Source organism: Pseudomonas sp. R3-52-08 (assembly GCF_003851745.1).
Lineage (GTDB): Bacteria > Pseudomonadota > Gammaproteobacteria > Pseudomonadales > Pseudomonadaceae > Aquipseudomonas.
In genome coordinates, this window is the sequence record NZ_CP027730.1 from 2,419,929 (window position 1) to 2,443,534 (window position 23,606).

The following is a 23,606-nucleotide window of genomic DNA, read 5'->3' on the forward strand; positions in this document are numbered from 1 at the left end:
GTTACAGGTTGCTGGGTTACTTGACCACCACGTCGGTGCTGTCGGCCTTTTTCGGCTTGATCAGACTGAAGTCAATCAAGGCCTTCTGCTTGGTCTCGTAAGGGTTGCCGATCAGCAAGGGGCGCGGCTTGAAGCTGTCGCTGACCAGGCTTTTGCTGCGGTCCAGTTCATCGAAACTCAAACCTGCCAGGTCCGCCCAGGTGTGGATCAACTGCGAACTGCTGTAAGGCCGTTGTAGGTCGCCGGCGAAGCTCCAATCGTGGCTTTCGCGCCACTTGGGCGAGGCGTAGGCCATGAAGGGAATGGTGTACATCGGCGCGGTCGGCTTGCCTTCGTTGCGGCCCAGGGTGTCATGGCCGGCCGAGTCGAACACGTCCTCGCCGTGGTCCGACAGATACAGCAGGAAGCCATTGGGGTCGGTCTTGGCGTAGTCCTTGATCAGGCTCGACACCACGAAGTCGTTGTACAGCACCGCGTTGTCATAGCTGTTGTACGTCGGCAGCTGTGCATCGCTGACACCGGGCGGCACGCCCTGGCGATCGGTGAACTTGTCGAACGTCTGCGGATAACGGTACTGGTAGCTCATGTGCGTGCCCAACAGGTGCACCACGATGAACTTGCGCTCGGCGGTATCGGCCAGGGCCTTGGAAAACGGGGCCAGTACATCGCCGTCGTATTGGCGGGCGTTCTGGTTCCGGTTGTTGTTGAGGTACACCTGCTCGTCGGCCTGTTCGGAAAAGGTCGTGAGCATGGTGTTGCGCTTGGTCATGGTTTGCTGGTTGGTGATCCAGAAGGTCTTGTAGCCGGCCTGTTTCATCACGCTGACGATCGACGGCGTCTTGAGGTACAGGTCCGGGTTTTCTTCGTCGGCGAAGGTCAGTACCTGCTGCAGCGCTTCGATGGTGTACGGGCGCGGTGTAATGACGTTGTCGAACACCGCCAGTTGGTCGCGCAGCTTGTCCAGTTCCGGCGTGGTGTTACGCGGGTAACCATACAAGCTCATGCGCTGGCGGTTGGTTGACTCGCCGATCACCAGCACCAGGGTGGACGGCTGGCCGGCCATGCTGTCCTTCAGGTTCTTCAGCGGTGGGATCTGGCTGGCACTGGTCAGCATGCCTTGCATATTGTCCAGCTGTTCGGTGTAGCGGCGGTAGGCGACGATCATCTGCCATGGCACGGCCGGTTCGATCCGGGTTTCGAAGCGGTCGATGGCCAGTTCCATGGTTTCGCTGGTGGCGATCTGCTTGACCAGCGGGTAGCCGACCACGGCCAATACAATGGCGATCGCTGCCACGATCGACTGACCGCGAGGCAAGTACACCGGGCGCAGGCGTGTCCACAGGAAAATCGCGAAGGCGGTGTGGGCGATGAACGCCAGCACGATCCACCAGGCAAAGTACTGGGTGGCGTATTCGCCCGCTTCAGAAATGTTCGACTCGAACATGATGAAGATGACGCTCTGGGAAAATTCCTGCTGGTAAATGAAGAAATAACCCAGGCTGGCCATGGAACAGGCCCACAGCACCACGCCGATCAAGGCAGCGAGCAGGCGTGTTTGCCGGGGGAACAGCAACATCGGCGCCAGCCACAGCGCACTCATGAAGAACGCCTGGCGGAAGCCGCTGAAGCCGGACGTGCCGGTCAGTTGGATAAGAAGTTGGGTAATCCCAGAGAAATACCAGAAAAACAGGAATAACCAGCCAAGGCCGGCCCAATCAAAGCCTTTCGCAGTCGTCGTGCTGCGTTTGAACATCGCCATCCAGCGCCCCATCAGAAAATAATCGTCGCGCACAGGCGCGCGACATAGGGCCGCCCAGAAAGTGAGCGGCATCGCGGGCGGGAGTATCGGGATAAGTGTGTGAAAACTTTGTGAGTTTTCTGTAGGTATTGCCTTACAGGCTCGCCACGGCGGGTCAGCAGAGCGCGGGCTTGGCGCCGGACGGCAGTTCAAGCTGGGCCTGCAGATGTGAACGCAGACGCAGGACTTCCTGTTGCAACTGATCGCGCTCGTCCTTCAACTGGCGCAATTCATCGCGGCGGATGCTGACGTAGAGGGTCTGAGGCGGTCGGGTCATCTGTGCTGTGCTCATTGCTTACCTCGCAAATAGCGGTCAACGGCGCTGCCGAATCGGTTCGCGGCAACAGTCGGAGGTAAGTCTGAATTCTTTTTCACACCAAGGGAACTTTTTTATTTTTGGTGGTCGTGTGACTTTTACAGGGGTGATGGTGAAATGATGGCAACTTTTTTGCCATGAAACTACACGGATCCGCTCTGGACTAACCCTCATTAGCCTCATTGCGCTATAAACTATGTCACACATTTTTTTGCAGTTAGGAGCATCAGCACATGCAACTGGGGATTATCGGACTAGGCCGCATGGGCGGTAATATTGCGCGGCGCCTGATGCTCAATGGGCATTCCACCGTTGTTTATGACCGTAATGAAGCATTCGTAAAGGGCTTGAGCGAGGAGGGCGCCACCGGCGTCGCCGGGCTGGAGGCCCTGGTGGCCGGCCTGCAAAAGCCGCGCGCGGTATGGGTGATGCTGCCGGCGGGCGCGCCGACCGAAGACACCATCAATGAACTCAGTGAGCTGCTGGAAAGCGGTGACGTGATCATCGACGGCGGCAATACCAATTACAAGGACGACGTGCGTCGCGGCAAGGCCCTGGCGGAAAAGGGCCTGCACTATGTTGACGTCGGCACTTCCGGCGGTGTCTGGGGCCTGGAACGTGGCTACTGCATGATGATTGGCGGCGACGTGGAAACCGTGCAGCGCCTCGACCCGATCTTCAAGAGCCTCGCTCCCGGTATAGGCAGCATCCCTCGCACCAAGGACCGTTCGGCTTCTGCCGACCCACGTGCCGAGCAGGGTTATATCCATGCTGGCCCAGCGGGCTCCGGTCACTTCGTCAAGATGATCCATAACGGCATTGAATACGGAATGATGCAGGCGTTTGCCGAAGGTTTTGACATCCTCAAGACCAAGAACTCGGAAAACCTGCCGGAAGATCAGCGCTTTGACCTGAACGTGGCCGACATCGCCGAAGTCTGGCGCCGTGGCAGCGTGGTGTCGTCGTGGCTGCTGGACCTGACCGCCGATGCCCTGGCCACCGACCCGAAACTCGACGGCTACTCCGGCTCCGTGGCCGACAGTGGCGAAGGCCGCTGGACCATCGAAGCGGCCATGGAGCAAGCGGTGCCGGTACCGGTGCTGTCTACCTCGCTGTTCGCCCGTTTCCGTTCGCGCCAGCAGAGCACCTACGGTGACAAAATGCTCTCGGCCATGCGCTTCGGCTTTGGCGGCCACGTGGAGACTTCCAAAAAATGACCGCCAACGGCAAGAAACCCAAGGCCGAACCCGCTCCACCCACTACATTGTTCCTGTTTGGCGCCCATGGCGACCTGGTCAAGCGCCTGCTGATGCCGGCGCTGTACAACCTGAGCCGCGACGGGCTGCTGGGCGATGGCCTGCGTATCGTGGGCGTTGATCACAACGCCGTCAGCGACGCGGACTTTGCCAAGAAGCTCGAGGATTTCATTCGCACCGAGGCGGCCAGCAAAGTCCGGGGAAATGCCGACAATGCGCTGGACCCACACCTGTGGGCCCAGTTGGCCAAAGGCATCAGCTACGTCGAGGGCGACTTCCTCGACGACAGCACCTACGCGGATATCGCGCAGAAAATTGCCGACAGCGGCACCGCCAATGCCGTGTTCTACCTCGCGACCGCACCGCGCTTCTTCAGTGAAGTGGTGCAACGCCTGGGCAGCGCCGGGTTGCTCAATGAAACCGAGGAGGGCTTTCGCCGCGTGGTCATCGAGAAACCTTTCGGTTCCGACCTGGCCTCCGCCGAAGCCTTGAATGCGTGCCTGCTCAAGGTGATGAGCGAGAAACAGATCTATCGCATCGACCATTACCTGGGCAAGGAAACGGTGCAGAACATCCTGATCAGCCGTTTTTCCAACGTGCTGTTCGAAGCGTTCTGGAACAATCATTACATCGATCATGTGCAAATCACCGCTGCAGAAACGGTCGGCGTGGAAACCCGCGGCAGTTTCTTCGAAAAAACCGGTACCTTGCGGGACATGGTGCCCAACCACCTGTTCCAGTTGCTGGCCATGGTTGCCATGGAGCCGCCGGCAGCCTTCGGTGCCGACGCGGTGCGCGGGGAGAAGGCCAAGGTGGTGGGAGCAATCCGCCCCTGGTCCCTGGAGGATGCGCGGGCCAATTCCGTTCGCGGCCAGTACACCGCCGGTGAAATCGCCGGCAAGTCGCTGCCGGGCTACCGTGAAGAAGCCAACGTTGCACCCGACAGCAGCACCGAGACCTTCGTCGCGCTGAAGGTGATGATCGACAACTGGCGCTGGGTCGGAGTGCCGTTCTACTTGCGTACCGGCAAACGCATGAGCATCCGCGACACCGAGATCGTGATCTGCTTCAAGCAGGCGCCTTACGCGCAATTTCGCGACACCGAGGTCGATGAGCTCAAACCCACCTACCTGAAAATCCAGATCCAGCCGAACGAAGGCATGTGGTTCGACCTGCTGGCGAAAAAGCCTGGGCCGACCCTTGAGATGGCCAATATCGAACTGGGCTTCGACTACAAGGACTTCTTCGAGATGCAACCGTCGACCGGTTACGAGACGCTGATCTACGACTGCATGACTGGCGACCAGACTTTGTTCCAGCGCGCCGACAACATCGAGAACGGCTGGCGTGCCGTGCAGCCGTTCCTGGATGCCTGGAAAGAAGATGACGGTATCCAGACCTACAAGGCTGGCGAAGATGGCCCGGCGGCGGCCGACACCTTGCTGGCCCGTGATGGTCGCACCTGGCACAGCCTCGGATGAGTGATGCAGCGATTCATCCCATCCGCTTTATCCTCAGTGACGTGGACGGCACGTTGCTGCACCCGGATCACAGCCTGAGCCAGCGCACCGCCGATGCGGTGCGCGCGCTGCGTGAGGCCGGGGTGTTTTTCAGCCTGGCCAGCGGGCGACCACCCAAGGCCATGCTGCATTTGATCGAGACCTTTGGCATCGACGTGCCGGTGGCGGGTTTCAACGGCGGTACGTTGATCAACCCGGATGGCAGCATCCTGGTGGCCCACCATCTGCCGGCGGAAGCAGCCCTGGTGACGTTGGCGCTGTTTTCCGCCGAGCCGGACGTGGAAGTGTGGGTGTTCGCCGACGGCGATTGGCTGCGTCGTGACCCGCCAGGGCCGATGGTGCAGCGCGAAGCCGATGGCCTGGGGTACGGGCCGGTGGTGGTGGAGAGTTTCGAGCCGTACCTGGACCGGGTCGACAAGATCGTCGCCGCCAGCAACAACACGCAATTGCTGGTGGAGCTGGAGGCGCAATTGCAGCCCAAGGTACAGGGCTTGGCCCAGGTGTCGCGTTCGCAGCCGGTTTACCTGGATGTGACGGCGATGCTGGCCAATAAGGGCGAGGCCTTGAAGACCATTGCGGCGCACCTTGGGGTGCCGCTTGCGCAAACGGCGGCCATTGGTGACGGCGGCAACGACCCGGCGATGTTCCAGGTGGCCGGTTTATCGATCGCAATGGGCCAGGCGGAAGAAACCGTCAAGCGTCAGGCCAGCGTCGTCACCGGCAGTAATGTCGAAGACGGCGCTGCTGAAGCGTTCGAGCGATTTATGCTGACCGCGCGATAAGTAAGTCCAACTTCCGATCACGCGAGTGCAGTGATCGGAAGTTAACCTGCCGACTTACTTGGGCATTGCCCACTGTTGCAACTTGTAGCCATCTTTGTCGAGCTCGGCACGCGCCTGCAACAACAGGTTTTCCAGTTGCGCCGGGTCGGTGTAAGTGTTCGAGGACAGCTGTTTGCTGCCGATGCGGGTATTGGTGCGGTCGATGACGCTCAGGCTGAGGGCGCCATTGCCATCGTGCCAGGCCACGCACTGAAAGGGTTGGAAAGCGCGGTCTGCAATCAAAAGAGCTTCGTTGATGCGCAGCGGAGCGTTCATGTGGGTCGTCTCTCTCTATGCCCATTCAAGTGAGTACCGGCGGTTGGGCTGACCGTGCGGTGGGTTACTTGTACTGATGCGCGATGGTGGGGTACGGGTCACATGCTAGAGCAACAAATTTTAATGTTTCCTGACTAACGTCATGTAAGTCGCTGTTTTAAAAGCTCAACCCAGGCATTAACGGTTCAAGGATAGGTGGCTTTTTGCCCGCACTTATAGCGAATGGTTACAAAGGCTGCGTCAAGATTTTGTTAAGGTTCCTGTCAGTCATCACAAACTGTTGTTTCTAATAACGTTACTGTTCTGACGCCAAGGAATATTCATGATTGTGTCCCCCGTCCAACGCCGCTTGCTGGTGGTCGACCCGTGTGCGGATTGTCATGGGTTGCTACCGGGCTTACGCACGGTCGGATGGGACGTGGACAGCTGTGCCCTGGAAGCGGTGGGGGATAGGTCCTGCGATGTCGGTCTGCTGCGGTTGCAGCCGTGTCATCTGGAACGCCCCGAAGCGGTCAAGGAACTGATTGGCCGAAGCGGCACCGAGTGGATCGCGGTACTCAGCCAGGATGTATTGCGTCTGCAGAACGTCGGCGATTTCGTCTGCGAATGGTTCTTTGACTTCCACACCTTGCCGTTCGACGTATCGAGGGTGCAGGTCACCCTGGGACGCGCCTTCGGCATGGCGCGTCTGCGCGGCAAAGGCAACCCCCCGGTGGGTGGGCCTGGGCATGAGCTGCTGGGCGACAGCCGGCCCATTCGTGAACTGCGCAAGTTGTTGTCGAAGTTGGCGCCCACTGAATCCCCGGTACTGATTCGGGGCGACAGCGGCACCGGCAAGGAACTGGTAGCCAAAACCCTGCACCGGCAATCTCAGCGGCACGCCAAGCCGTTTGTGGCGATCAACTGTGGGGCGATTCCGGAACACCTGATCCAATCCGAACTCTTCGGCCATGAAAAGGGGGCGTTCACTGGTGCGCACCAGCGCAAGGTCGGACGCATCGAGGCCGCCCACGGTGGCACGCTGTTCCTCGATGAAATCGGCGACCTGCCGATGGAACTGCAAGCCAACCTGTTGCGCTTTCTCCAGGAGAAGCAGATCGAGCGCGTCGGCGGCAGCCAGCCCATCCCGGTGGATGTGCGGGTGCTGGCGGCCACCCACGTAGACCTTGAGGCCGCCGTGGAAAAGGGCACTTTCCGCGAAGACCTGTATTACCGCCTGAACGTCCTGCAAGTGGTCACGGCACCCTTGCGTGAACGCCATGGTGACGTGGCGATGCTGGCCAATCACTTTTCGCGCTTCTATAGCCAGGAAACCGGCCGCCGCCCGCGCAGCTTCAGCGAAGATGCATTGGTGGCGATGGGGCAGCACCTGTGGCCAGGCAATGTACGTGAGTTGGCCAACCGCGTGCGCCGTGGCCTGGTGTTGGCCGAAGGGCGCCAGATCGAAGCGGTGGATCTGGGACTGCAAGGCGAGCAGGCGGCTTCACTGCCGATGGCGACACTGGAAGATTACAAACACCGCGCCGAACGTCAGGCGTTGTGTGATGTGCTCCATCGGCACAGCGATAACCTCAGCGTCGCCGCCCGCGTGCTGGGCATTTCGCGGCCGACGTTCTACCGGTTGCTGCATAAGCACCAGATTCGCTAGGGCGGTTGTGGGAGGGGCTTGCCCCCGATGGCATTGTTTCAGCCAGCCAGTCTGTTACTGATACACCGCCATCGGGGGCAAGCCCCCTCCCACAAGGAATATTGGTTGTCCATGAAATAGCTGACGAAACCGAATCAAAATGTGGGAGGGGGCTTGCCCCCGATAGCCATAGGTATCTACAAAACTTTGTAGCAGCCAACGGTAACCACGATGCGAAGCGAGCCGCTCTTGATCTTGCTTTTGATCTAGGCGCCCCGTTAAACCACGCTGGCCGTAATCCGATAGTGATTTGGGGGGTAAACCGGCAGGGATGCCGGTTTAGCCGCCCCGCGCCATGGATGGCGCGTGGCGGCGGCCCCCCAAATCACTGTCGGATTACGGGCACACCGAGCCTAGGCGAGGTGCCGAGTGGTGGGGCAAGAGCCCTTTGCTTACTTTGGGGCTTTTCCAAAGTGAGCCGCCGTAAGGGCGGAACCCTAAGCCGCCGTTAACGCAGCAACGGATATGTACTCGCCTTGATCCAACATCCTGGTCGGCTGTCAGGCCGCCATCGGGAGCAAGCCCCCTCCCACATTTAGGTCGCGGGGTATCAGTTAGAGAGGCTTCGGCTCCTGAGCCGTCACAGGTTCAGGGCCGTGCCAAAGTTGTGTAGATACCTATGGCCATCGGGGGCAAGCCCCCTCCCACAAGGAATATTGGTTGTCATGAAATAGCTGACGAAACCGAATCAAAATGTGGGAGGGGGCTTGCCCCCGATAGCGGTATGTCAGTTGACACAGCAGGTCACTGACCCTGCACCATCAACATTTAACAGCGTTCGCCCCTCAATCAGAAGTAATACGGGAATTTCAGGCTGAAGGTAAAGTCCGGCGCATCATCGGTCATCCCGATCGCCAGGTTCGGCACGATGGTCAGGTTATCCGATGCGGCAATCGTCATGCCCACATTGAAGTAGCCGGCGTTGGCATCGCTGGAGACCACCGACTGCCAGTCGCCGCCGTCGGGCTTGAGTTTGCTTTTGCGCTGTATCAAGTCTGATACCGAGAACGACATACTCATCTTCTCGTTAAGCGCAAAGGCTACGCCGACGCCGAGCTGGAAGCTGTCACCCAGGCGCACTTTGCCGCCGACCTTTTGATTGACCTCACCGCTGATGTCATCGAACGAGTCTTCGAAGTTGTGGGTGTACGACAGCGAGCCGAACAGCACGGCAGGGTCGAAGGTCTTGACCAGGGAAATGCCCGGCGTGATCGACCAGACGCCGTTGCCCGTCGGCAGGCTTTCCGGTATGTACAGGTTGTCGTTGTTGGGCTGCTTGACCAGTTTGATGCCAAACGGCTCTTTACCCGTCGGCGCCTTCACCCGTACCGACACCACCGCATCCGGCAGGGTGGGGGTTTCATCGAGGAATTTGTACGCCACGCCGAAGTTGACGTCGCCGATGGTCGGGTCGCGGGTGACGGAACCTTCCGAGGTGGCCGTGGCATCGTTGCCGGCGCCGCCGGACTGATAGGTCGAATCGCGGTAGACCACCGGCACGTTGAGGTCGAACTGCCAGCGATTGTCGACGTTGTAGCGCCCGGTAAGGTCCAGGGTCCAACTGTCGGATTTGATCCGGTCCAGGTTGATGTTGCCGAGAAAGATCGAATCCAGCGCGAGGAAGCCGTTGAGGGTCAGCTGGCGGGCGTCATAACGGGCATAGGTGATGCCGGTTTCGAGGCTGAACTTGCCATTGCCGAAAAAGCCGCTGGCCTCATTGTAGAGGTTGCTCACGCTTTGCGCGGGGGCGGAATCGTCCTTGAGTGACTGGCCGTAGGAGCTGCCGCCACCGCCGGCACCACCCGATGCCGCAGCCGCGCCCGTGCCGGCGACGGTGGTAGCGCCTTTCTTGAAGTCGGCGGGGGATTTGGCCAGGCGCCTGGGCGCTGGCGTCTGCGGTTGATCTTCCACCTGGCGCACGCGCTGTTCCAGCACGGCCAGGGCCTTTTGCTGCACGTCGTAGCGTTGCTTGAGTTCCAGGAGTTCCCGCTTGAGGGTTTCGATATCGGCATCCGGTGCGGCGTACAGCACGGAGGCGGGCAAGAGCGTACTTAAACAGATCACCGCGCGGAGCGATATCGATCTATGCATGAAATAAGCCGTCCTTTTTGATGCGTAAGTGTCGAGGGTCAGCGTAGTTCAATAACCGAGCGTGCGTAGGCCTTTGAGTTGATCCAGGTTGCAGTTCAACGCGCCGTTGTTCAAACCGTTATTGTTCATCACGACGTTGAGTTGGGTCATGTTGTTGACGAAGTTGCTATTGCCGGTCAAAACCGTCCCTTGCAGCACATTCCCGCCGCCGATCTGCTGCAGGCTGTTGCCTTGGTTGTGGTTGGCCTGGATCGCCATCTGCAAGCCGCCATGGTTGGCCGACACGCTGACATGACCTGCCGGGCTGTCGCCGCTGACGGTGCCGCCGGCCACCAATACCTGCCCGGACTGCACAATGTTGGCAGGGGCAAAGCCGTCCTGGGTGACGTTGATGCCCACCGTGTTGTGGGCGGTGTTGCCATCGCCAGCGGTGCGCACGCTCTGGATCACACCCTGACCACTGCCAAGGCCCGCGCCGCCGACCACATTGCCGGCGCCGATGTCCTGATTGCTCCCAGCCCCCGCCGCGCCGGTGGTTTGTACGTAGAACTGCGGGGTGATGGTGGCCTTGTCGAGCTGCAGGCTGGCCTTGCCGGTGATGCTGTCGCCCACCGCATTGGTCCAGGTGCTGCTCATGACAATGCCGAAGCTGATGATTCGCCCCGGCATCACATAGCGGCCGCGCAGCTCGGCCATTTCCGAATCCTTGAGTTCGATCGGTTTGAAACCCGATGAAGCATAAGCGGGCATCGAGGCTGCCAGACACAAAACCGTCAGCCAACGGGAAGTGTTCATCTTTTGCTCCTGGAGCGTCCTGCTCCTTATTGCGCTTCTAGAAGAAGTCGCTCTGGATAAAACCGAAATCCATCAGCTCGGCGTCGCCTACGGGCCGGAACTCGTTCAACTGGTTCTTGGCAGTCAGTGGCGCAGGCGGGTCGAGCAACACGTTGCTCTTGTCGTAGCCTTCACCCAATACGGCGAACACGATGCCATTCCAACCCTTGACGAAGTCATCCCGCGAATAGCGCTTATGGCCCAGCACCGGGTCGCCGATATACACCCAGTCCTTATCGGCCCGCTGCATCACCACGAAGTGCTTGTAGCCACGAATTTCCAGCAACACCACCACCGGGATTTTCACGGTTATCAGGGTGTCTGGCGCGATCTTGTAGCCCCGGGCACGCATGCCGATGCTTTCGAGGTAGCGCTTCATGTCCAGCATGGAAAAACCCTGGGTACGCACCAGGTCCTGATCGGCGGTGAGCAGCATGCCTTTGATGAGGTGATCTTCGTCGACGTCCAGCCAATAGGCCTGGCGCAGGATGGTGGCGAGTGCCGCGGCACCGCAGCTGAAATCGGTTTTCTGTTCCACCAGGTTGGCGAACCGGCGTTCACGGATGCTCTCGACCTTCTTGAAAATCACCGCACCGCCAGGCATGGCGGAGATCGCCATGGTGCCTGCCCACGCGGGGCCGGTGAGTAACATCAGGAGGGTGAGGGTCGCGAGGCGCATGATCGAATGACCTGTTGGACACTGGAATAAAAAGGGGCCTTGTTGCCAAGGCCCCGTTGGATCAGAAGCGCACGCCACTGGCGCAGACGCTGCAACCTTGGCCGATCGACAGGCTGTTGCTGCCTTGGTTGCCGGCGCCGGATTGCAGGTTCACACCCACGTTGCCGGAGTTGCGGTTAACCGAATTGTCGAGGCTGGCATTGTTGGACACGTATTGCGGTTTGCCATAGCCATGACTGCTGGTGGCGCTATTGAGGTAGCTGTTGTTGAGCGAGTTCTGCTCGGTGTTGGAAGCCGCTGCGATATTCTTGCCGTCAGCGGTGGTGATCGCCAGGTTGTTTTTACCCTGGTTGCCTTGCCCGGCCTGGCCGTTGTAACCCACGTTACCGGAGTTGCCGTTGACCGAGCTATCCAGTGAAGCGTTGTTTTGCGTGCCTTTGTTGACGAAATTGTTGTTGCTGCTGCCTTGATCCACATCGATCACCGCGAACACCGTGGCAAAGTCGCCTTTGGCACTGGAGATGGCACCGGCGTTGTCAGCCTGGTTGCCGGAACCCGACTGCACGTTCACGCCCACGTTACCGCTGTTGCCGGTGACCGAACCGTCAGCAGAGGCGTTGTTTTCGGTGTTGGTGTCGTCGAATTTGTTGTGCTGGCTTTTTTGCACATCAGTGACCACAGCGGCAACAGTACCGCTAGGTTGAGGCGCCGGATGCCAGCCACCCCCTGCTTGAGCGGCGGCAGCCATGAGCGCGGCGAGAGCGAAAACCAATGGTTTCAGAGCCATTTGAGGTTTCATGGTGTTTCTCCTTGCTTCTAATTAGTTGGGTTAAGTGTTGGTACGGTCCAGCCAGTGCTACCAAGCGTTCACTTGATAGTGATACCCAGGGTGTTAGCCACTCGGTTCCCCACCCCGGCACTCTGGTTCACCTGAATCACTCCTCGGCTGCCGGTGAAGGCCTGGTCGCTGGTCACGACCTGGCGGCTGCCAGTGGTGGGGGTGAGCCCTGAGTCGGTCAACTGCGTCGTGTTCTGTTGCAACAGGACGCTGTCATCGATGCTTTGCGGGCCAGGATTGAGACTGATCCGCACGGCATTGATCGATTGGTTATTGGCCCCGGCCGACTGGTTGATGCCCAGCACGCCGTTGCCGTTGCTGAAAGAGGTGCCCAGGATCGCCGCCTTGGCGTTCAAGGACGGGTCGACGTTGCCGTCGAGTTTCTGGATGTTGAGGTTGGTGGCCTGGCCGCCGAGGACAATGGCGCGGCTGTTGGACATCTGTTGCTGGTTACCGGCCGCCTGGTTGATCGACAGCACGCCTTCGTACTGGTTACCGCTGCCTTGGATCACGGCGGTGTTGTCGGCCATCGTCGACGCGCTGCCCAGCAGCGCCACCATCAGCACGAGGCGCTTCATCACTTGCCCCCCATCATGCTGCCGAGGTTATTCAAGGGGGCCATGCCGCGCTGGATCGAATCACTGATCTGCCCACCCATGCCGCTGCCCGCGCCGTGGCCGGCGGCTGCGCCGGTGCTCAGGGTCGACATGCCGTTTTGCGTGGCGTTCAAGCCCGCCTGATTACCGCTGGGCTGGAGGGAACGCGCAAGGCTCGAACCGCTGCGAATACCGCCGATGTCCACATCGCTGAGTTCGCCGGAAATGGCGCTGTTCACTTCTTTGCTGGGGTTGGCGTTGGCGGTGCTGGGGTAGGGGTCGGGAAGCGAGGTGCGCCCGTACATATGACCTTGCACGGTGCGCCCTGTCACGATCACGCCATCACCCGCCTGGCTCGGCAGGCTGATGCCAGCGCTGAGCACGCAACTGATCAGCAGTGCGTTTATCGAGGCATGAGTGAGTGCGTTCACGGCGGCAGTCCTTGTTATTCACGCTGACCCTAAACAGCGCTGTCAGGGAAAGAGCAGAAGGCGTGCCGCTTTTTATTTTTCTTCAGGATTCAGTGTGTTGCGAGTTGCGCTGGAGGATTGATCGGCTAGGGTGTTTCACGCGTGAGACAGTCGCCCTGCGGCGCGATATGCTCCGCCGCTCGCGCCAGTTGTATCACTGTTGAAACAGTGCCCATGACAAAATCATGAATCCGCAGCCACTGGGCGATTCAGCGCAGTTGGGTGTTTCAAAAATGGACAGGTGGCCGCAGGCTCAGCCTTTGGGCGTTTTACGCGGAATGGAGTTGAGTACAGGGTTGCCATCCTGGTTCTGGGTCAGGTAGACCGGCAGCACCTTGGGCAGGGAAGGGATGAGGTTGTTGACCTCACTGAGGTTATAGATACCGCCAATGCGAATGGTCCCGGTGCCCGCGTCCGCCAGCATCGCGGGTTTGTCCAGGTAGCGGTTGATCAGCGGCAGGGCGTCGGCCAGGGCCAGGTTATCGAGCACCAGCTTGCCCGTGCGCCACGCCAGCGCGCTGTCATTGGAGTTGAAGGCCTGAACCTCGGGCGTGGTGTCGCCCTGATGATAGCTGGCCTGCATGCCAGGGCTCAGTTGCACGCCGGGGTGCAGGTTGTCACTGGAGATCTGTACGGAGCCTTCGAGCAGCATCACCCGGACCTTGTCTTCGTATTTCCACACGTTGAACTGAGTCCCGGTCACCCGCACCTGGCCTTCCCCTGCGCGCACGATGAAGGGGTGGGCGCTGTCATGGCTGACCTTGAAAAACGCTTCACCCTTTTTCAGCGTAACGCGCCGCTGGTCCTTGTATTGGCTGTAGACCAGTTCAGTGCCCAGGTTCAACTCCACCCGGCTGCCATCGCCGAGGGTAATGTTGCGCAAACCGTTGACCGCTTCGAAACGCTTATAGGAACTGGGCAACCAGCCGGCTTCCCAGCCAGTGAACGCGGCCAGGGGTAGCGCGGCGAGGCAAATCGCGGCTGCGACCGCGTAGGTGCGCCAGCGCGAACGTGGCTTGAACGGTAGCACCAGGGGCGGCGCCGGGCTGCGGGGCAGGTGGTCAGCGACTTCCCAGATTTCCAGCATGGCGGCGTATTCGAAAGCATGCAGCGGGTGCGCATCGTGCCATTGGGTAAAGGCTTGACGCTCCGCCGCCGTGCAGTCGCCCGCATGCATGCGCATGCACCAATGCGCGGCGGCGTCGGTGATGGCGTCATACTCGGCTTCTGAAATCGGCTTGTCGGTCATTTACGCATCCTGATTTGGGCCATTCTAACCTCCCAGGCAGGACCGCGAGAACCGCCATCGTGGCAAATGCGCATCAATGAGAATGAATCTCTCTGAAGCGCATTGCGCTCGGGTCGGGGGTGGTGGCTTGTCAGGCCCCCGGATCCAACTCCCGGCCCAGATGGCTGATCAGGTAGGCGACCGAGTCGGCGTTGGTCAGGATCGTGTCGATGCGCTTGTTGGCGTCGCTCATGAAGATGGACCGGGCATCGGCCAGGGTTCGGGCACCGGTGGTTTTCAAGACCTTGTCCTTGAGGGGGCCAGTACCCTCTTCGCTGTCAAAGTCGTTCCATTGCTGGGTGAACTCGTCCAGGGTCTTGAACAACCGCATGGCCGGCGTCATGACCGACAGGGCGGTTTCACGCAGTTGGGTCAGGTCGGTCTTCATCAGAGCGCCGCCCTGGATCTGCACATTGATCAGGTCCGGGAACGGCCGCATGCTGTCGAGATAAACCAAGTCTTCGGTCAAGGATCTCAGGTGCGTTATCTCGTGGATCAACACGGTCGCCCGCGCATGGGCCGAAATGTCGAACGGCAGGGTCAATCGATTTTGATAGGCGTCCATTTTGGGATCGAAGAACCGATCCAGCAGGTAGATTTTCTTGTCCGCGTCATCGGGCAGTACAAAGGCAAAGGTATCGATTTCGCCAGGGTGGTGGGTACCGCTGACGAACCGCATCGAGTCGGGGTTGATCAGTGTGGGGTTGACCAATTCGTTGAGTACCTCGTCGACCCTGGTTTCGATTCTTCGCACTTGCTCGGCCGAAAGCGCGAAGACGCCGAACATTTCCGTGAAAAAACGCCCGAGGCGGCTGTTGGGATCGCGCAGGGCTCCAAAATGTACGAGGTTGCGTTTGCACGTCACCGCGTAGTACGTCGCCACGTTAAGTGCTTCGTTGATGCACTGCGCCTTCCAACTGGAAAGCGCGGCAATAGCCGTCATACCCACTGCCTCGATATTGATGGATTGGCGCTCGGCCGCGCGGGTGAATGACCTGTGGATATATTTGGAGAGGGTCTTGCCGTAAAGCGGGTGGTGCAGGTTTAGGTCCAGCACCCATTCGCCACGGGCATTGCGCTGCACGTAGGGGCCGTGCTGGTCGCCCACGCTCATGCGCCAGTGCTGACCGGCTTTCTTCACTGGATAGACCTTGCCGGCCACCGGAATGAAATGGCGGTTTTTGGCCTCATCCTCGTAAACGTGGGTCAAAGGGCTCTGTTTCAAGTCCTCAAGATTGACCCGCGTGTCTTCGTACACGCGCAGGCGGGTACGCAGAGGCGCGGTCATATCCAGGGTGGCCAGGGTCATTGCCGGTGGCGCAGGGGTGGCAAGCCATTCTTCCACGGTGGTGGAGGGCGGGGGCGTCGCCGTGTCGGGCAACAGCCCGTCCAGTTTCTTGCGCAAGGTGGCCATTTCGGCAACGCCTGCAATAAACGTTTTTAGCGCGTGTTGCCAGCGGTGTTGCTGCAGGTCTTCGGCCGAGCCCTTGAACAGCTCGAAGCTGCGCCAGACCACCAGTGGATACGCCAATTTGCCGGCTATGAATTGGAGAGCATTGGGGATGCCCTCGCTCAGCAGGTTCTTGACCGCCTCCCACTGCGCCTCGGCGCCCCGGCTGAATTGGCAGGCAAGCATCTGGGACAACTGAGTGAGGTTGTCGGCGAACAGGCGTGTCAGCAGGTTGCCGGAGATGGGCGTGTAGCCGAGACGAATGTCCGATAAATCGCGAAGCGTTTGCTGGCCCAGCAGGTTGCGATAGGTCGCCTGATGAGGGGCTTGCAGACGACTGACCAGCCAGTCCTGCAACGCCCCTGGGCTGGTGAATTCAGTGAGCAGGGCCGATTCGCTGGGGTACTCCTTGAGCAGATGCCTGGGGCTGTAGGGCGCATACAGCAGCGTGGGGCCAGTAGCGCCAGCCTTGGGACCGATCAGGTAGCAGCCCAGGACGTTGGCTGCGGTGGCGCCCGCTGTAGCGATCAGCTCGAGGGGGCGTACGACCGCCGTCACCCCGTCAATCATGGCGCGGGCCAGGGCATCGGGCATGTCGAAGACCTGCTGGACCACGCTCCACGCCGCGGCCGACAGCTGTTCATCGAGCCTCTGTTGATGGGCGTACTGCAGCATTTGCCACGGTAACTGCCGACAGAACAGGTCACGGCGCTTGAGGGCGTCATTGCTCTGGCCGCCCAGATGGGCGGTCAGGTGCGCCTGATACAACCCGTTGAGGTCCAATTGGCGCACCAGTTGCACCACGGCGCTGCCGTCCAGCGCAGGCGGCAGTGGTTGGGCGGTACGCGAAGAGGGGCGGATGTCTTCGGCGCGCAGCTCGGGCCAGTGGCGCATGGCAAAGTCCGTCAGGGGCTGGGTATGCCCCTTGAGGTCGGTGCGCAGGGTGATCAGCACATTGTCCGGATTCACCACCTGGCCCGGAAAACGCAGTGTGAGCAGGTCGTAAAGCCTCAGCGCCGCCTGCACGCGCATCGGCATGATGCCGTGAAGGTAGTCACGCTGCTGCGGCGCGCTGAGGCGGTATTGTTCCAGCAGCTCGGCATGCAGGATCTGTTCGTGAGGGGGCGCCAAGCCCAGCCACACCGGCAGCCCTTGCTGGTGGAGCATCGCTTGGGCGACAGCGATGCCGCGATGCAGGCCCGATGGCGGCGCGCGTCGCATCAGGGGCGTCCAGCCAGTTCTGCAGCGCCTGTGGGTTCATGTTCATCAGTAGCACATGCTCGATTTCGGCACGCATGAGTTGGTTGTAACTGCCCAGGCGGTTGTTCAGCAGGTGATCGTCGATACGTTGCAGGGGGCCGAGCCTGTAGGTTTGATGGGGCTTGCGCAGGGAGATGGGCAAGTTTTCCAACAACAGCAGCCTTAGCGTGGGATCGGCCAGGCGTTGCGTCAGGGCATTGAGCAGAGTGGCGATCGACGCAAAGGCCTCATAGCCATCGCGGGGCGACCACAGCACAGCAATGCCGGAATGGACCGGGTCGAGTCCGCCCCGTTCGCTCAAGACAAAGCAGCTTGCCAGGGGCGCGGGCGCGGTATTGGCGCCGACGTAGAGGCTCAGGCCGAAGGCGTCCGGGATGAAACCGTTGAGGCCGTGGCGCTTCAGGCGCGTCATGCTGTCGCCCGTGAGTACGCTGTCCAGCAGTGCCAGTGCGGGGGCCGGGAGGTTTTTTTCCAACTGGCGCAGTTGCATTTCACCGCTCAGCCCCTGCAGCAGGCCACGGCTCAGGGGGGGCCGCTCATTGTCCAGGAACACGCCGGGCAGTGCAGGCAGATCATGTTGCGCAAAGGTCGTGAGGACCCGCTCGATCATTTGATTGAAGAGGGGCACCGTCAGGCTGTTCAGCTTGTCAGCGGCGCCCGCAACGCGCTTGCCGTAAAACCCCGCCAGGGGCGATGGCGACAGTGCTTGCGTCTGCCTGGCCAGGCGTGCGATCAGGTGTTCGACCATACTTGCCGAGGTCAGGGGCGTACGCCGTTCACGCGCTTGAGGCGACGTGGCGTAGGTATTGATGAACACTCCTTCGGCTTGCACTTCCAGATGGTTGCTCTTCAACTGCGCGTCCAGCGCCTGCGCCGCCAGGCTGTGCAGGGTCGGATGCTTGCTGAGCCTGAGTGCGAGCGCCGTCTGCACGGCCTCCAGCCGCTGTAAATGTTGCCTGGTCTGTTGCGCCTTGACGGTGGTGGGGCCGCCGTCGCCGCCAGTGACGGGGTGCATGCTCCAGCGCCCATCGGCCGATAACGCGAGCAAACGGCTGTCAAGCATAAACCGGATATCCAGGGCGCTGTCGAGCCGCGCTCCCAGGTCGATGGTGCCGCCGCTGCGTCGGAAAAGCCTCAGCGCATGCTCCATGTTGTCGAATTGTTTGATGATAATGTCCTCGACCATTTCCTGAAACAGGTCGTCGGCCACAGGCAGGCCGGTGACCTGTATCTGATCCATGCCGATAAATACATTCTGTTCATCCACGGATAGAAAGTTGAGCAACTCATCTTCATGGCCGCGAGCCTTGAGCATCGCCAGCAGGGTGGCGTGGAGGTCGTCCAAGTCCTTCAGCACCTGCAGGCCACGGGTCTGGGTATACAGGTAAGCGTCGGCGTTGCTGATCATCAGGGTGCTGGCCAGTTCAACCTGATGTTGATAGAGCGCGTGAACACGCACTTTCTCTATGCGCATTGGGCGGGCCGAGGCGACGCGCACCGCCCGGGTCGGTAGCAGCAGCGCCCGCAGCGCAAGGCTTTGCTCGGCGGAAAGGATGGAACTCTGGTGCTTGAACAGCAGGTCCGCACGGAATTTGTCGCTGATGACCCGGGCAAAAAACGCCAGGCGAGACTGACCGCTGACGGCGTCTTCGTTCCAGTAGGTTTGCAATAGACTGCCCAGCAGTTTCGACAGGATGCCGCTGGTTTGCGCGACGACGTTGTCCCAGCGCTGCACGTCCTGGTCCTGTTGCGCCTGGGTAAAGGCGCTGGTGTCATGACGCGGGTTCACGTAACGGTGCGTTTGCTCGGCAGGCCAACCCTGCCTGGCATAAAACTGCAGCAACGCCTCGCGCAGGGGGAGGGAGGCGACCCAGCGGCTGTCCGATTCCGTGCCGACCTGGCTAAAGAAATTAACCCGCGTGTCGCCTTGGTTCAGGCCCGGAAAGGCGGTGCGGGCCATAATGCCGAGCAGCGTGTCGAGCATGTCGTACAGGTTGGGCAATTGGCGCAATTGGTCGAGCATCGCCTCGACGTTGCTGTGCTGGTTGTCCAGGATCACCTGTTGCTGGTGTTCCATGACCGCGCCAGGGATGACCGTGCTGGTCAGCATCAACGGCGCATCGGCCGGTAACGAATTACGCTGGCTGATCGACAGAAACCGCAGCAGCTCCGTGCGCTGGCTGGGCTGTTTCAAGCGCTCCTGCACTTCGGTGAGCAGGGCGGCATGGCTGTCGAACAGCTCCATTCCACCATAGGGCGTGTACAGCACTGCTTTATGGGTGTCTGGCGCCGGGCTCAGCACAAACGCGCCGGCCAGGGGGATCTTGGGGGCGCCGATGAGGTTGATCTGCAAGCTTTCCGCCAGCATGGGGTCTTTGAGCTTGGTGTCTCGTCGAGCGGCATCGTTGGCGTAGTAAAGCGTGTGCAGCCAATCGAGTTCCTTCACCGTGAATCCCAGCTCACGCTCGCGATCAGTTGGGGTATTGCGTTTGACGGGGCGCAGGAACTCTTCAAAAAAATAAGGTGGATCCAGGGTTGGCATGGCGTGCTGTCCATCAGGTCAGGGTCAAAGCCCACACTAGCGACGGGGCGAGCGCCGGTGGCGGTAGATAACTGGGTAAACCGTTCAAGTGCACATTGACAGCAGGCATGGGCAGCGTTGTTTAATCGGCGGTCTGGATTCTTGTTGCCTCTACCAATTATAAAATCGGAGCTACAGATGTCTGCCCAGTCCCCGGTAGTTGATCGTGCCAGCGCGTTCATCGGTTTCACTGAGCTGGTGGCCTTGCTGCAAACAGTGTTTGTAAAGCACGGCACTTCGCCCGAGGTCGCGGCGATTCTGGCGAACAATTGCGCCAGCGCCGAGCGCGACGGCGCTCATAGTCACGGCATCTTTCGCATGCCCGGCTACCTCAGCACACTCGCCAGCGGCTGGGTGAACGGCCAGGCGCTGCCGGTGGTGACGGACGTCGCCAGCGGTTTCGTGCGGGTAGACGCCTGTAATGGGTTTGCCCAACCCGCCCTGGCTGCCGCTCGGCCATTGCTGGTGGCCAAGGCCCGCAGCGCCGGGATCGCGTTGCTGGCGATCCACAACTCCCACCATTTCGCCGCGCTGTGGCCGGACGTTGAGCCTTTTGCCGACGAGGGCCTGGTGGCCTTGAGCGTGGTCAACAGCATGACCTGCGTGGTGCCCCACGGTGCCGACCGCCCGTTGTTCGGCACCAACCCCATTGCCTTTGCCGCGCCGCGCGCCGACGGCCCGCCGATCGTGTTCGACCTGGCCACCAGCGCCATCGCCCATGGCGACGTGCAGATCGCTGCGCGCAAGGGCGAACGCTTGCCTCCGGGCATGGGCGTGGACAGCCTGGGCCAGCCAACCCAGGACCCTAAAGCCATTCTGGAAGGCGGCGCGCTGTTGCCGTTTGGCGGGCACAAGGGCTCGGCGCTGTCGATGATGGTCGAGTTGCTGGCGGCCGCGTTAACAGGCGGTCATTTTTCGTTCGAATTCAGTTGGGCTGATCATCCGGGGGCGCGTACACCGTGGACAGGCCAGCTGCTGATCGTGATCGACCCGAGCAAGACCGCCGGGCAAAGCTTTGCTGTGCGCAGCCAGGAACTGGTGCGGCAGATGCATGCGGCGGGGTTGCGGCGGTTGCCGGGGGATCGGCGGCATCGCGCACGGGCGAAGTCGCAGGAAACGGGGATTGAACTTGAGGTACAGGAGCTGCAGCAGCTGCAAGCGCTGGCCGCGGGTTGAAGGGGCTGCGCCTTGGGCGCAGCCCGTACTTATCAGTGACGGCGACCGAGCAGCAGGCCTACCACCAGGCCAAAGCCTGCGGAAATCGCCACGGTCTGCCAGGGGTGACCACCGATATAAGTCTCGGTGGCATCGACTACCGGCTTGCTGCGCTCACGGACGTTGGACACTGAGTCCAAGGCTTGCTTGAGTTTGATGGCGACCTGCTCGCGCAGGGTTTCGCCTTCCTCACCCACCAGTGATGCACTGCTCTTGAGCAGTTTGTCGGATTCTTCAATCAGCGAAGTCAGTTCGCTGAAGGCTTGATCCTTGATTTGATCTTCGACGGATTGAGCGGCGGTTTTGCGGGCCATGTGTGACTCCTTGCAAGTGTAGGTGACAGTGAACAATGGAGTATCGGGCGCTGGCAAAAGTTGCAGTTATTTTGCGGGCTGCCCATTTGCGGCAAAATCGAAATCGGGTCTTTTCGACCTACAGTGTAAGATGTCACCTATTTGTGCAGCAGGTAATTCAACATGAGCTTCAATCTCGCCAACAAGACCCTCGCCGAACGCGCCGAGCTGGAAGATGAAAAGTCGCGTCTCTACGACCTGTGGCAAACCAACCTGGGCAAGGCCAAGGGCGAAGCCGCGCGCTTGTTCGGCGAGCGCGCCAAGCGCAAGGGCAAATGGGCTGAGTGGGTGCGTGCGGAACTGGATGGCATGTCGCCGCCGGAGTTTTCCAATATGGTGCGCAGCGAAGTCAACAAGCTGATGGCGGCGGCTAAATAAAGCACACCTCGATCGCCTCGCGAACCTTCAACAGCAAGGGGTCGAGCTGGGCCTGGGTGCGCCAGCCCAGCTCGACCGGATAACGGGGCAATGCCAGTGGGCAGGGCAGTACGCGCAAGCCGGTCAGGCGAGCGATGGCCTCGGCGGCATGCCCAGGTATCGTTGCCACCGCCGCGCTGCCCTTGAGCAGAAACGCCAAGGCGGCAAACCCGCCGGCGGTGATCGCCAGGTCCGGGCTGCGGTCGAGCAGGGCGGCGGCGACGACCTGGCTGTGGGTCTGGCGGAAGATCACCCGCAGCTTCGGCAGACGCTGCCGAAGGCAGCGTGATTGTCGGGCCGATGGGAGACATTCTGGCCGGGCCGCTGGTGGGTGGGGCGGGCCTGCTGACAGCGTGGATCGATACCGATGAGTTGGTGCGGGCCACGTATGACTATGACGTGGTGGGGCATTATGCCCAGCCGGATATATTCGAATTGGTGGTGGATGAGCGCGCCAAGCCGGGTGTGCGCTATATCGCTGACTAAACGCGGTTAAATATTTGGGAGGGGACTTGCTCCCGATAGCGGTGGGTCAGTTGCAGATAGGCTGACTGGTACACAGCCATCGGGGGCAAGCCCCCTCCCACATTTGGATCTCTGGCGTTTGGGCGATTTATAGGTGGGCCATGGCCAGTTGCACAGCATCACCTCGGTAGGTTGATGGCTACCTGATGTATGAGGGGCAAAATGTGGGAGGGGGCTTGCCCCCGATAGCCATAGGTATCTACACAACTTTGGCACGGCCCTGAACCTGTGACGGCTCAGGAGCCGAAGCCTCTCTTACTGATACCCCGCGACCTAAATGTGGGAGGGGCGGTGCGACGATTCGACTTGCTCCCGATGGCGGCCTGACAGCCGACCAGAATGCTGGATCAGAACGAGTACATATCCGTTCCTGCGGTAACGGCGGCTGGCGGTTCCGCTTTTACAGCGTGTCACTTTTGGAAGGACCCAAAAGTAACCAAAAGGTCCTCGCCCCACCACTCGGCACCTCGCCTAGGCTCGGTGTGCCCGTAATCCGACATTGATTTGGGGGGCCGCCGCCACGCGCCATCCATGGCGCGGGGCGGCTAAACCGGCATCCCTGCCGGTTTACCCCCCAAATCACTATCGAATTCCGGCCAGCGTGGTTTAACGGGGCGCCTAGATCAAAAGCAAGATCAAGAGCGACTCGCTTCGCATCGTGGTTACCGTAGGCTGCTACAAAGTTGTGTAGATACCTATGCCCCGATGGCGGTGGTTCAGTCACCTGCCCCAGTGACTGACAGGCTGCTATCGGGAGCAAGCCCCCTCCCACATTTGATCTTTATCGTTTGAGAGATTTGGATTCCAACCACTCTTCACGGCTCATTTCCCAAATGTCCCGTGGGAAAGTGCCTGCAACAAATTCGCCCTCATCCGTCTTGATCAAACGCATGCCGGTGCGCTCTGAAATCCGCCGTGACCCCAAGTTCGGCGCAGCCTTGGGCACCCGTAACACGGGGCGCTGGAGCACGCCAAACCAATAGTCGGTCACGGCGGCACTGGCTTCGGGCATCAACCCTTGCCGATGCCACTGCGGTCCCAGCCAGAATCCGCGATTGTTGTCCGCTTCATCCATCAGGCTGACATTGCCAATCAACTGTTCAGGCGCGGTTTTAAGACGGATCGACCAGTGCCATTCCTCACCCCGGAGCATGGCGGGCATGGCCACGTGTTGCAGATAGGTGCGTGCGCCATCCGCCGGATAAGGCCATGGCACCTGCGCGTTGAGGTAGCGCACCACCTCCCAGTGGGGAAATTGCTGCTGGATCGCCTCGGCATCTTCAAGCACCAGCGGGCGCAGAATCAGGCGTTCGGTCAAGAGTGTCGGTTGCATGC

20 protein-coding genes and 2 pseudogenes are annotated in these 23,606 nt (G+C 60.4%); 7 read left to right on the forward strand and 15 right to left on the reverse strand.

The features are described from left to right. Positions 1-16: 16 nt before the first annotated feature. Complete coding sequence (locus C4J91_RS11280; protein ID WP_124362383.1) at positions 17-1,759, reverse strand: phosphoethanolamine transferase CptA; 1,743 nt, start codon at positions 1,757-1,759, stop codon at positions 17-19. 154 nt (positions 1,760-1,913) lie between these two features. Next, complete coding sequence (locus C4J91_RS27555) at positions 1,914-2,075, reverse strand: DUF6026 family protein (RefSeq protein ID WP_163001709.1); 162 nt, start codon at positions 2,073-2,075, stop codon at positions 1,914-1,916. A gap of 272 nt (positions 2,076-2,347) precedes the next feature. On the opposite strand from C4J91_RS27555, the gene gnd reads away from it, so the two are divergent. The 3 genes from gnd to C4J91_RS11295 are packed head-to-tail and all read left to right on the forward strand — an operon-like array spanning position 2,348 to position 5,672. Then, a complete protein-coding gene (gene gnd / locus C4J91_RS11285; protein WP_124362384.1) occupies positions 2,348-3,331 on the forward strand; it encodes a phosphogluconate dehydrogenase (NAD(+)-dependent, decarboxylating) in 984 nt (327 codons plus the stop codon). Beyond that, positions 3,328-4,851, forward strand: coding sequence for a glucose-6-phosphate dehydrogenase (zwf, locus tag C4J91_RS11290; protein WP_124362385.1), 1,524 nt, complete (start codon positions 3,328-3,330; stop codon positions 4,849-4,851). Before gnd ends, zwf begins: the two co-directional genes overlap by 4 nt. Next, the gene (locus tag C4J91_RS11295; RefSeq protein ID WP_124362386.1) at positions 4,848-5,672 is read left to right on the forward strand and encodes an HAD family hydrolase; all 825 of its coding nucleotides are present in this window, start codon (positions 4,848-4,850) and stop codon (positions 5,670-5,672) included. The genes zwf and C4J91_RS11295 overlap by 4 nt, the downstream gene beginning before the upstream one ends. 54 nt (positions 5,673-5,726) lie before the next feature. On the opposite strand, the gene C4J91_RS11300 is transcribed toward C4J91_RS11295, so the two are convergent. Further along, complete coding sequence (locus C4J91_RS11300; protein ID WP_124362387.1) at positions 5,727-5,987, reverse strand: hypothetical protein; 261 nt, start codon at positions 5,985-5,987, stop codon at positions 5,727-5,729. Positions 5,988-6,309: 322 nt separating this feature from the next. Here C4J91_RS11300 and C4J91_RS11305 point away from each other — a divergent pair, with 322 nt between their 5' ends. Next, positions 6,310-7,635, forward strand: a complete 1,326-nt coding sequence (locus C4J91_RS11305; RefSeq protein ID WP_124362388.1) for a sigma-54 dependent transcriptional regulator — start codon at positions 6,310-6,312, stop codon at positions 7,633-7,635. 828 nt (positions 7,636-8,463) lie between these two features. On the opposite strand, the gene C4J91_RS11310 is transcribed toward C4J91_RS11305, so the two are convergent. The 9 genes from C4J91_RS11310 to C4J91_RS27980 form a co-directional block, all read right to left on the reverse strand. Continuing rightward, the gene (locus tag C4J91_RS11310) at positions 8,464-9,765 is read right to left on the reverse strand and encodes an autotransporter outer membrane beta-barrel domain-containing protein (RefSeq protein ID WP_124362389.1); all 1,302 of its coding nucleotides are present in this window, start codon (positions 9,763-9,765) and stop codon (positions 8,464-8,466) included. Between the two features lie 48 nt (positions 9,766-9,813). Further along, positions 9,814-10,560 carry a hypothetical protein gene (locus tag C4J91_RS11315; RefSeq protein ID WP_124362390.1) on the reverse strand — a complete coding sequence of 249 codons (747 nt, stop codon included), beginning with the start codon at positions 10,558-10,560 and terminating at the stop codon, positions 9,814-9,816. Between the two features lie 37 nt (positions 10,561-10,597). Then, positions 10,598-11,278 carry a C39 family peptidase gene (locus C4J91_RS11320; protein WP_124362391.1) on the reverse strand — a complete coding sequence of 227 codons (681 nt, stop codon included), beginning with the start codon at positions 11,276-11,278 and terminating at the stop codon, positions 10,598-10,600. Between the two features lie 61 nt (positions 11,279-11,339). Further along, positions 11,340-12,077: a hypothetical protein gene (locus C4J91_RS11325; RefSeq protein WP_124362392.1), complete on the reverse strand. Its 738-nt coding sequence runs from the start codon at positions 12,075-12,077 to the stop codon at positions 11,340-11,342. Positions 12,078-12,145: 68 nt separating this feature from the next. After that, entirely contained in the window at positions 12,146-12,694 is a 549-nt protein-coding gene (locus C4J91_RS11330) for an adhesin (RefSeq protein WP_124362393.1), read from the reverse strand. Continuing rightward, positions 12,694-13,143, reverse strand: coding sequence for a hypothetical protein (locus C4J91_RS11335; RefSeq protein ID WP_124362394.1), 450 nt, complete (start codon positions 13,141-13,143; stop codon positions 12,694-12,696). Before C4J91_RS11335 ends, C4J91_RS11330 begins: the two co-directional genes overlap by 1 nt. Positions 13,144-13,435: 292 nt before the next feature. Further along, positions 13,436-14,431 (reverse strand): FecR family protein, encoded by a 996-nt coding sequence (locus C4J91_RS11340; RefSeq protein WP_124362395.1) that lies wholly within the window; start codon positions 14,429-14,431, stop codon positions 13,436-13,438. Between the two features lie 130 nt (positions 14,432-14,561). Further along, the gene (locus tag C4J91_RS28115) at positions 14,562-17,087 is read right to left on the reverse strand and encodes a dermonecrotic toxin domain-containing protein (protein ID WP_372238310.1); all 2,526 of its coding nucleotides are present in this window, start codon (positions 17,085-17,087) and stop codon (positions 14,562-14,564) included. Further along, entirely contained in the window at positions 16,975-19,722 is a 2,748-nt protein-coding gene (locus tag C4J91_RS27980; protein WP_305955269.1) for a hypothetical protein, read from the reverse strand. Before C4J91_RS27980 ends, C4J91_RS28115 begins: the two co-directional genes overlap by 113 nt. A gap of 177 nt (positions 19,723-19,899) precedes the next feature. On the opposite strand from C4J91_RS27980, the gene C4J91_RS11350 reads away from it, so the two are divergent. Then, positions 19,900-20,937, forward strand: coding sequence for an Ldh family oxidoreductase (locus tag C4J91_RS11350; protein WP_124362396.1), 1,038 nt, complete (start codon positions 19,900-19,902; stop codon positions 20,935-20,937). A gap of 32 nt (positions 20,938-20,969) precedes the next feature. Here C4J91_RS11350 and C4J91_RS11355 read toward each other — a convergent pair whose 3' ends face one another. Further along, positions 20,970-21,290 (reverse strand): YqjD family protein, encoded by a 321-nt coding sequence (locus C4J91_RS11355; RefSeq protein ID WP_124362397.1) that lies wholly within the window; start codon positions 21,288-21,290, stop codon positions 20,970-20,972. 162 nt (positions 21,291-21,452) lie between these two features. Between C4J91_RS11355 and C4J91_RS11360 the strand changes: the two genes are divergently transcribed. Beyond that, positions 21,453-21,707 carry a hypothetical protein gene (locus C4J91_RS11360; RefSeq protein ID WP_003190904.1) on the forward strand — a complete coding sequence of 85 codons (255 nt, stop codon included), beginning with the start codon at positions 21,453-21,455 and terminating at the stop codon, positions 21,705-21,707. Here the strand turns inward: C4J91_RS11360 and C4J91_RS11365 are convergent. After that, positions 21,700-22,026: pseudogene (locus C4J91_RS11365) on the reverse strand (hypothetical protein); the annotation flags it as partial. The gene C4J91_RS11360 and the pseudogene C4J91_RS11365 sit on opposite strands and share 8 nt — an antisense overlap. Here C4J91_RS11365 and C4J91_RS11370 point away from each other — a divergent pair. Continuing rightward, positions 22,020-22,232 (forward strand): annotated as a pseudogene (locus C4J91_RS11370) (carbon-nitrogen hydrolase family protein); the annotation flags it as partial. The pseudogenes C4J91_RS11365 and C4J91_RS11370 sit on opposite strands and share 7 nt — an antisense overlap. A gap of 820 nt (positions 22,233-23,052) precedes the next feature. On the opposite strand, the gene C4J91_RS11380 reads toward C4J91_RS11370, so the two are convergent. Further along, positions 23,053-23,604 (reverse strand): GNAT family N-acetyltransferase, encoded by a 552-nt coding sequence (locus C4J91_RS11380; RefSeq protein WP_124362398.1) that lies wholly within the window; start codon positions 23,602-23,604, stop codon positions 23,053-23,055. Positions 23,605-23,606 lie beyond the last annotated feature (2 nt).

Bases quoted from the DNA above. Each gene is read 5' to 3' on its own strand.
- C4J91_RS11280 (WP_124362383.1), bottom strand. From the start codon at position 1,759: ATGGCGATGTTCAAACGCAGCACGACGACTGCGAAAGGCTTTGATTGG.
- C4J91_RS27555 (WP_163001709.1), bottom strand. From the start codon at position 2,075: ATGACCCGACCGCCTCAGACCCTCTACGTCAGCATCCGCCGCGATGAA.
- gnd (WP_124362384.1), top strand. From the start codon at position 2,348: ATGCAACTGGGGATTATCGGACTAGGCCGCATGGGCGGTAATATTGCG.
- zwf (WP_124362385.1), top strand. From the start codon at position 3,328: ATGACCGCCAACGGCAAGAAACCCAAGGCCGAACCCGCTCCACCCACT.
- C4J91_RS11295 (WP_124362386.1), top strand. From the start codon at position 4,848: ATGAGTGATGCAGCGATTCATCCCATCCGCTTTATCCTCAGTGACGTG.
- C4J91_RS11300 (WP_124362387.1), bottom strand. From the start codon at position 5,987: ATGAACGCTCCGCTGCGCATCAACGAAGCTCTTTTGATTGCAGACCGC.
- C4J91_RS11305 (WP_124362388.1), top strand. From the start codon at position 6,310: ATGATTGTGTCCCCCGTCCAACGCCGCTTGCTGGTGGTCGACCCGTGT.
- C4J91_RS11310 (WP_124362389.1), bottom strand. From the start codon at position 9,765: ATGCATAGATCGATATCGCTCCGCGCGGTGATCTGTTTAAGTACGCTC.
- C4J91_RS11315 (WP_124362390.1), bottom strand. From the start codon at position 10,560: ATGAACACTTCCCGTTGGCTGACGGTTTTGTGTCTGGCAGCCTCGATG.
- C4J91_RS11320 (WP_124362391.1), bottom strand. From the start codon at position 11,278: ATGCGCCTCGCGACCCTCACCCTCCTGATGTTACTCACCGGCCCCGCG.
- C4J91_RS11325 (WP_124362392.1), bottom strand. From the start codon at position 12,077: ATGAAACCTCAAATGGCTCTGAAACCATTGGTTTTCGCTCTCGCCGCG.
- C4J91_RS11330 (WP_124362393.1), bottom strand. From the start codon at position 12,694: ATGAAGCGCCTCGTGCTGATGGTGGCGCTGCTGGGCAGCGCGTCGACG.
- C4J91_RS11340 (WP_124362395.1), bottom strand. From the start codon at position 14,431: ATGACCGACAAGCCGATTTCAGAAGCCGAGTATGACGCCATCACCGAC.
- C4J91_RS28115 (WP_372238310.1), bottom strand. From the start codon at position 17,087: ATGCTCCACCAGCAAGGGCTGCCGGTGTGGCTGGGCTTGGCGCCCCCT.
- C4J91_RS27980 (WP_305955269.1), bottom strand. From the start codon at position 19,722: ATGCCAACCCTGGATCCACCTTATTTTTTTGAAGAGTTCCTGCGCCCC.
- C4J91_RS11350 (WP_124362396.1), top strand. From the start codon at position 19,900: ATGTCTGCCCAGTCCCCGGTAGTTGATCGTGCCAGCGCGTTCATCGGT.
- C4J91_RS11355 (WP_124362397.1), bottom strand. From the start codon at position 21,290: ATGGCCCGCAAAACCGCCGCTCAATCCGTCGAAGATCAAATCAAGGAT.
- C4J91_RS11360 (WP_003190904.1), top strand. From the start codon at position 21,453: ATGAGCTTCAATCTCGCCAACAAGACCCTCGCCGAACGCGCCGAGCTG.
- C4J91_RS11380 (WP_124362398.1), bottom strand. From the start codon at position 23,604: ATGCAACCGACACTCTTGACCGAACGCCTGATTCTGCGCCCGCTGGTG.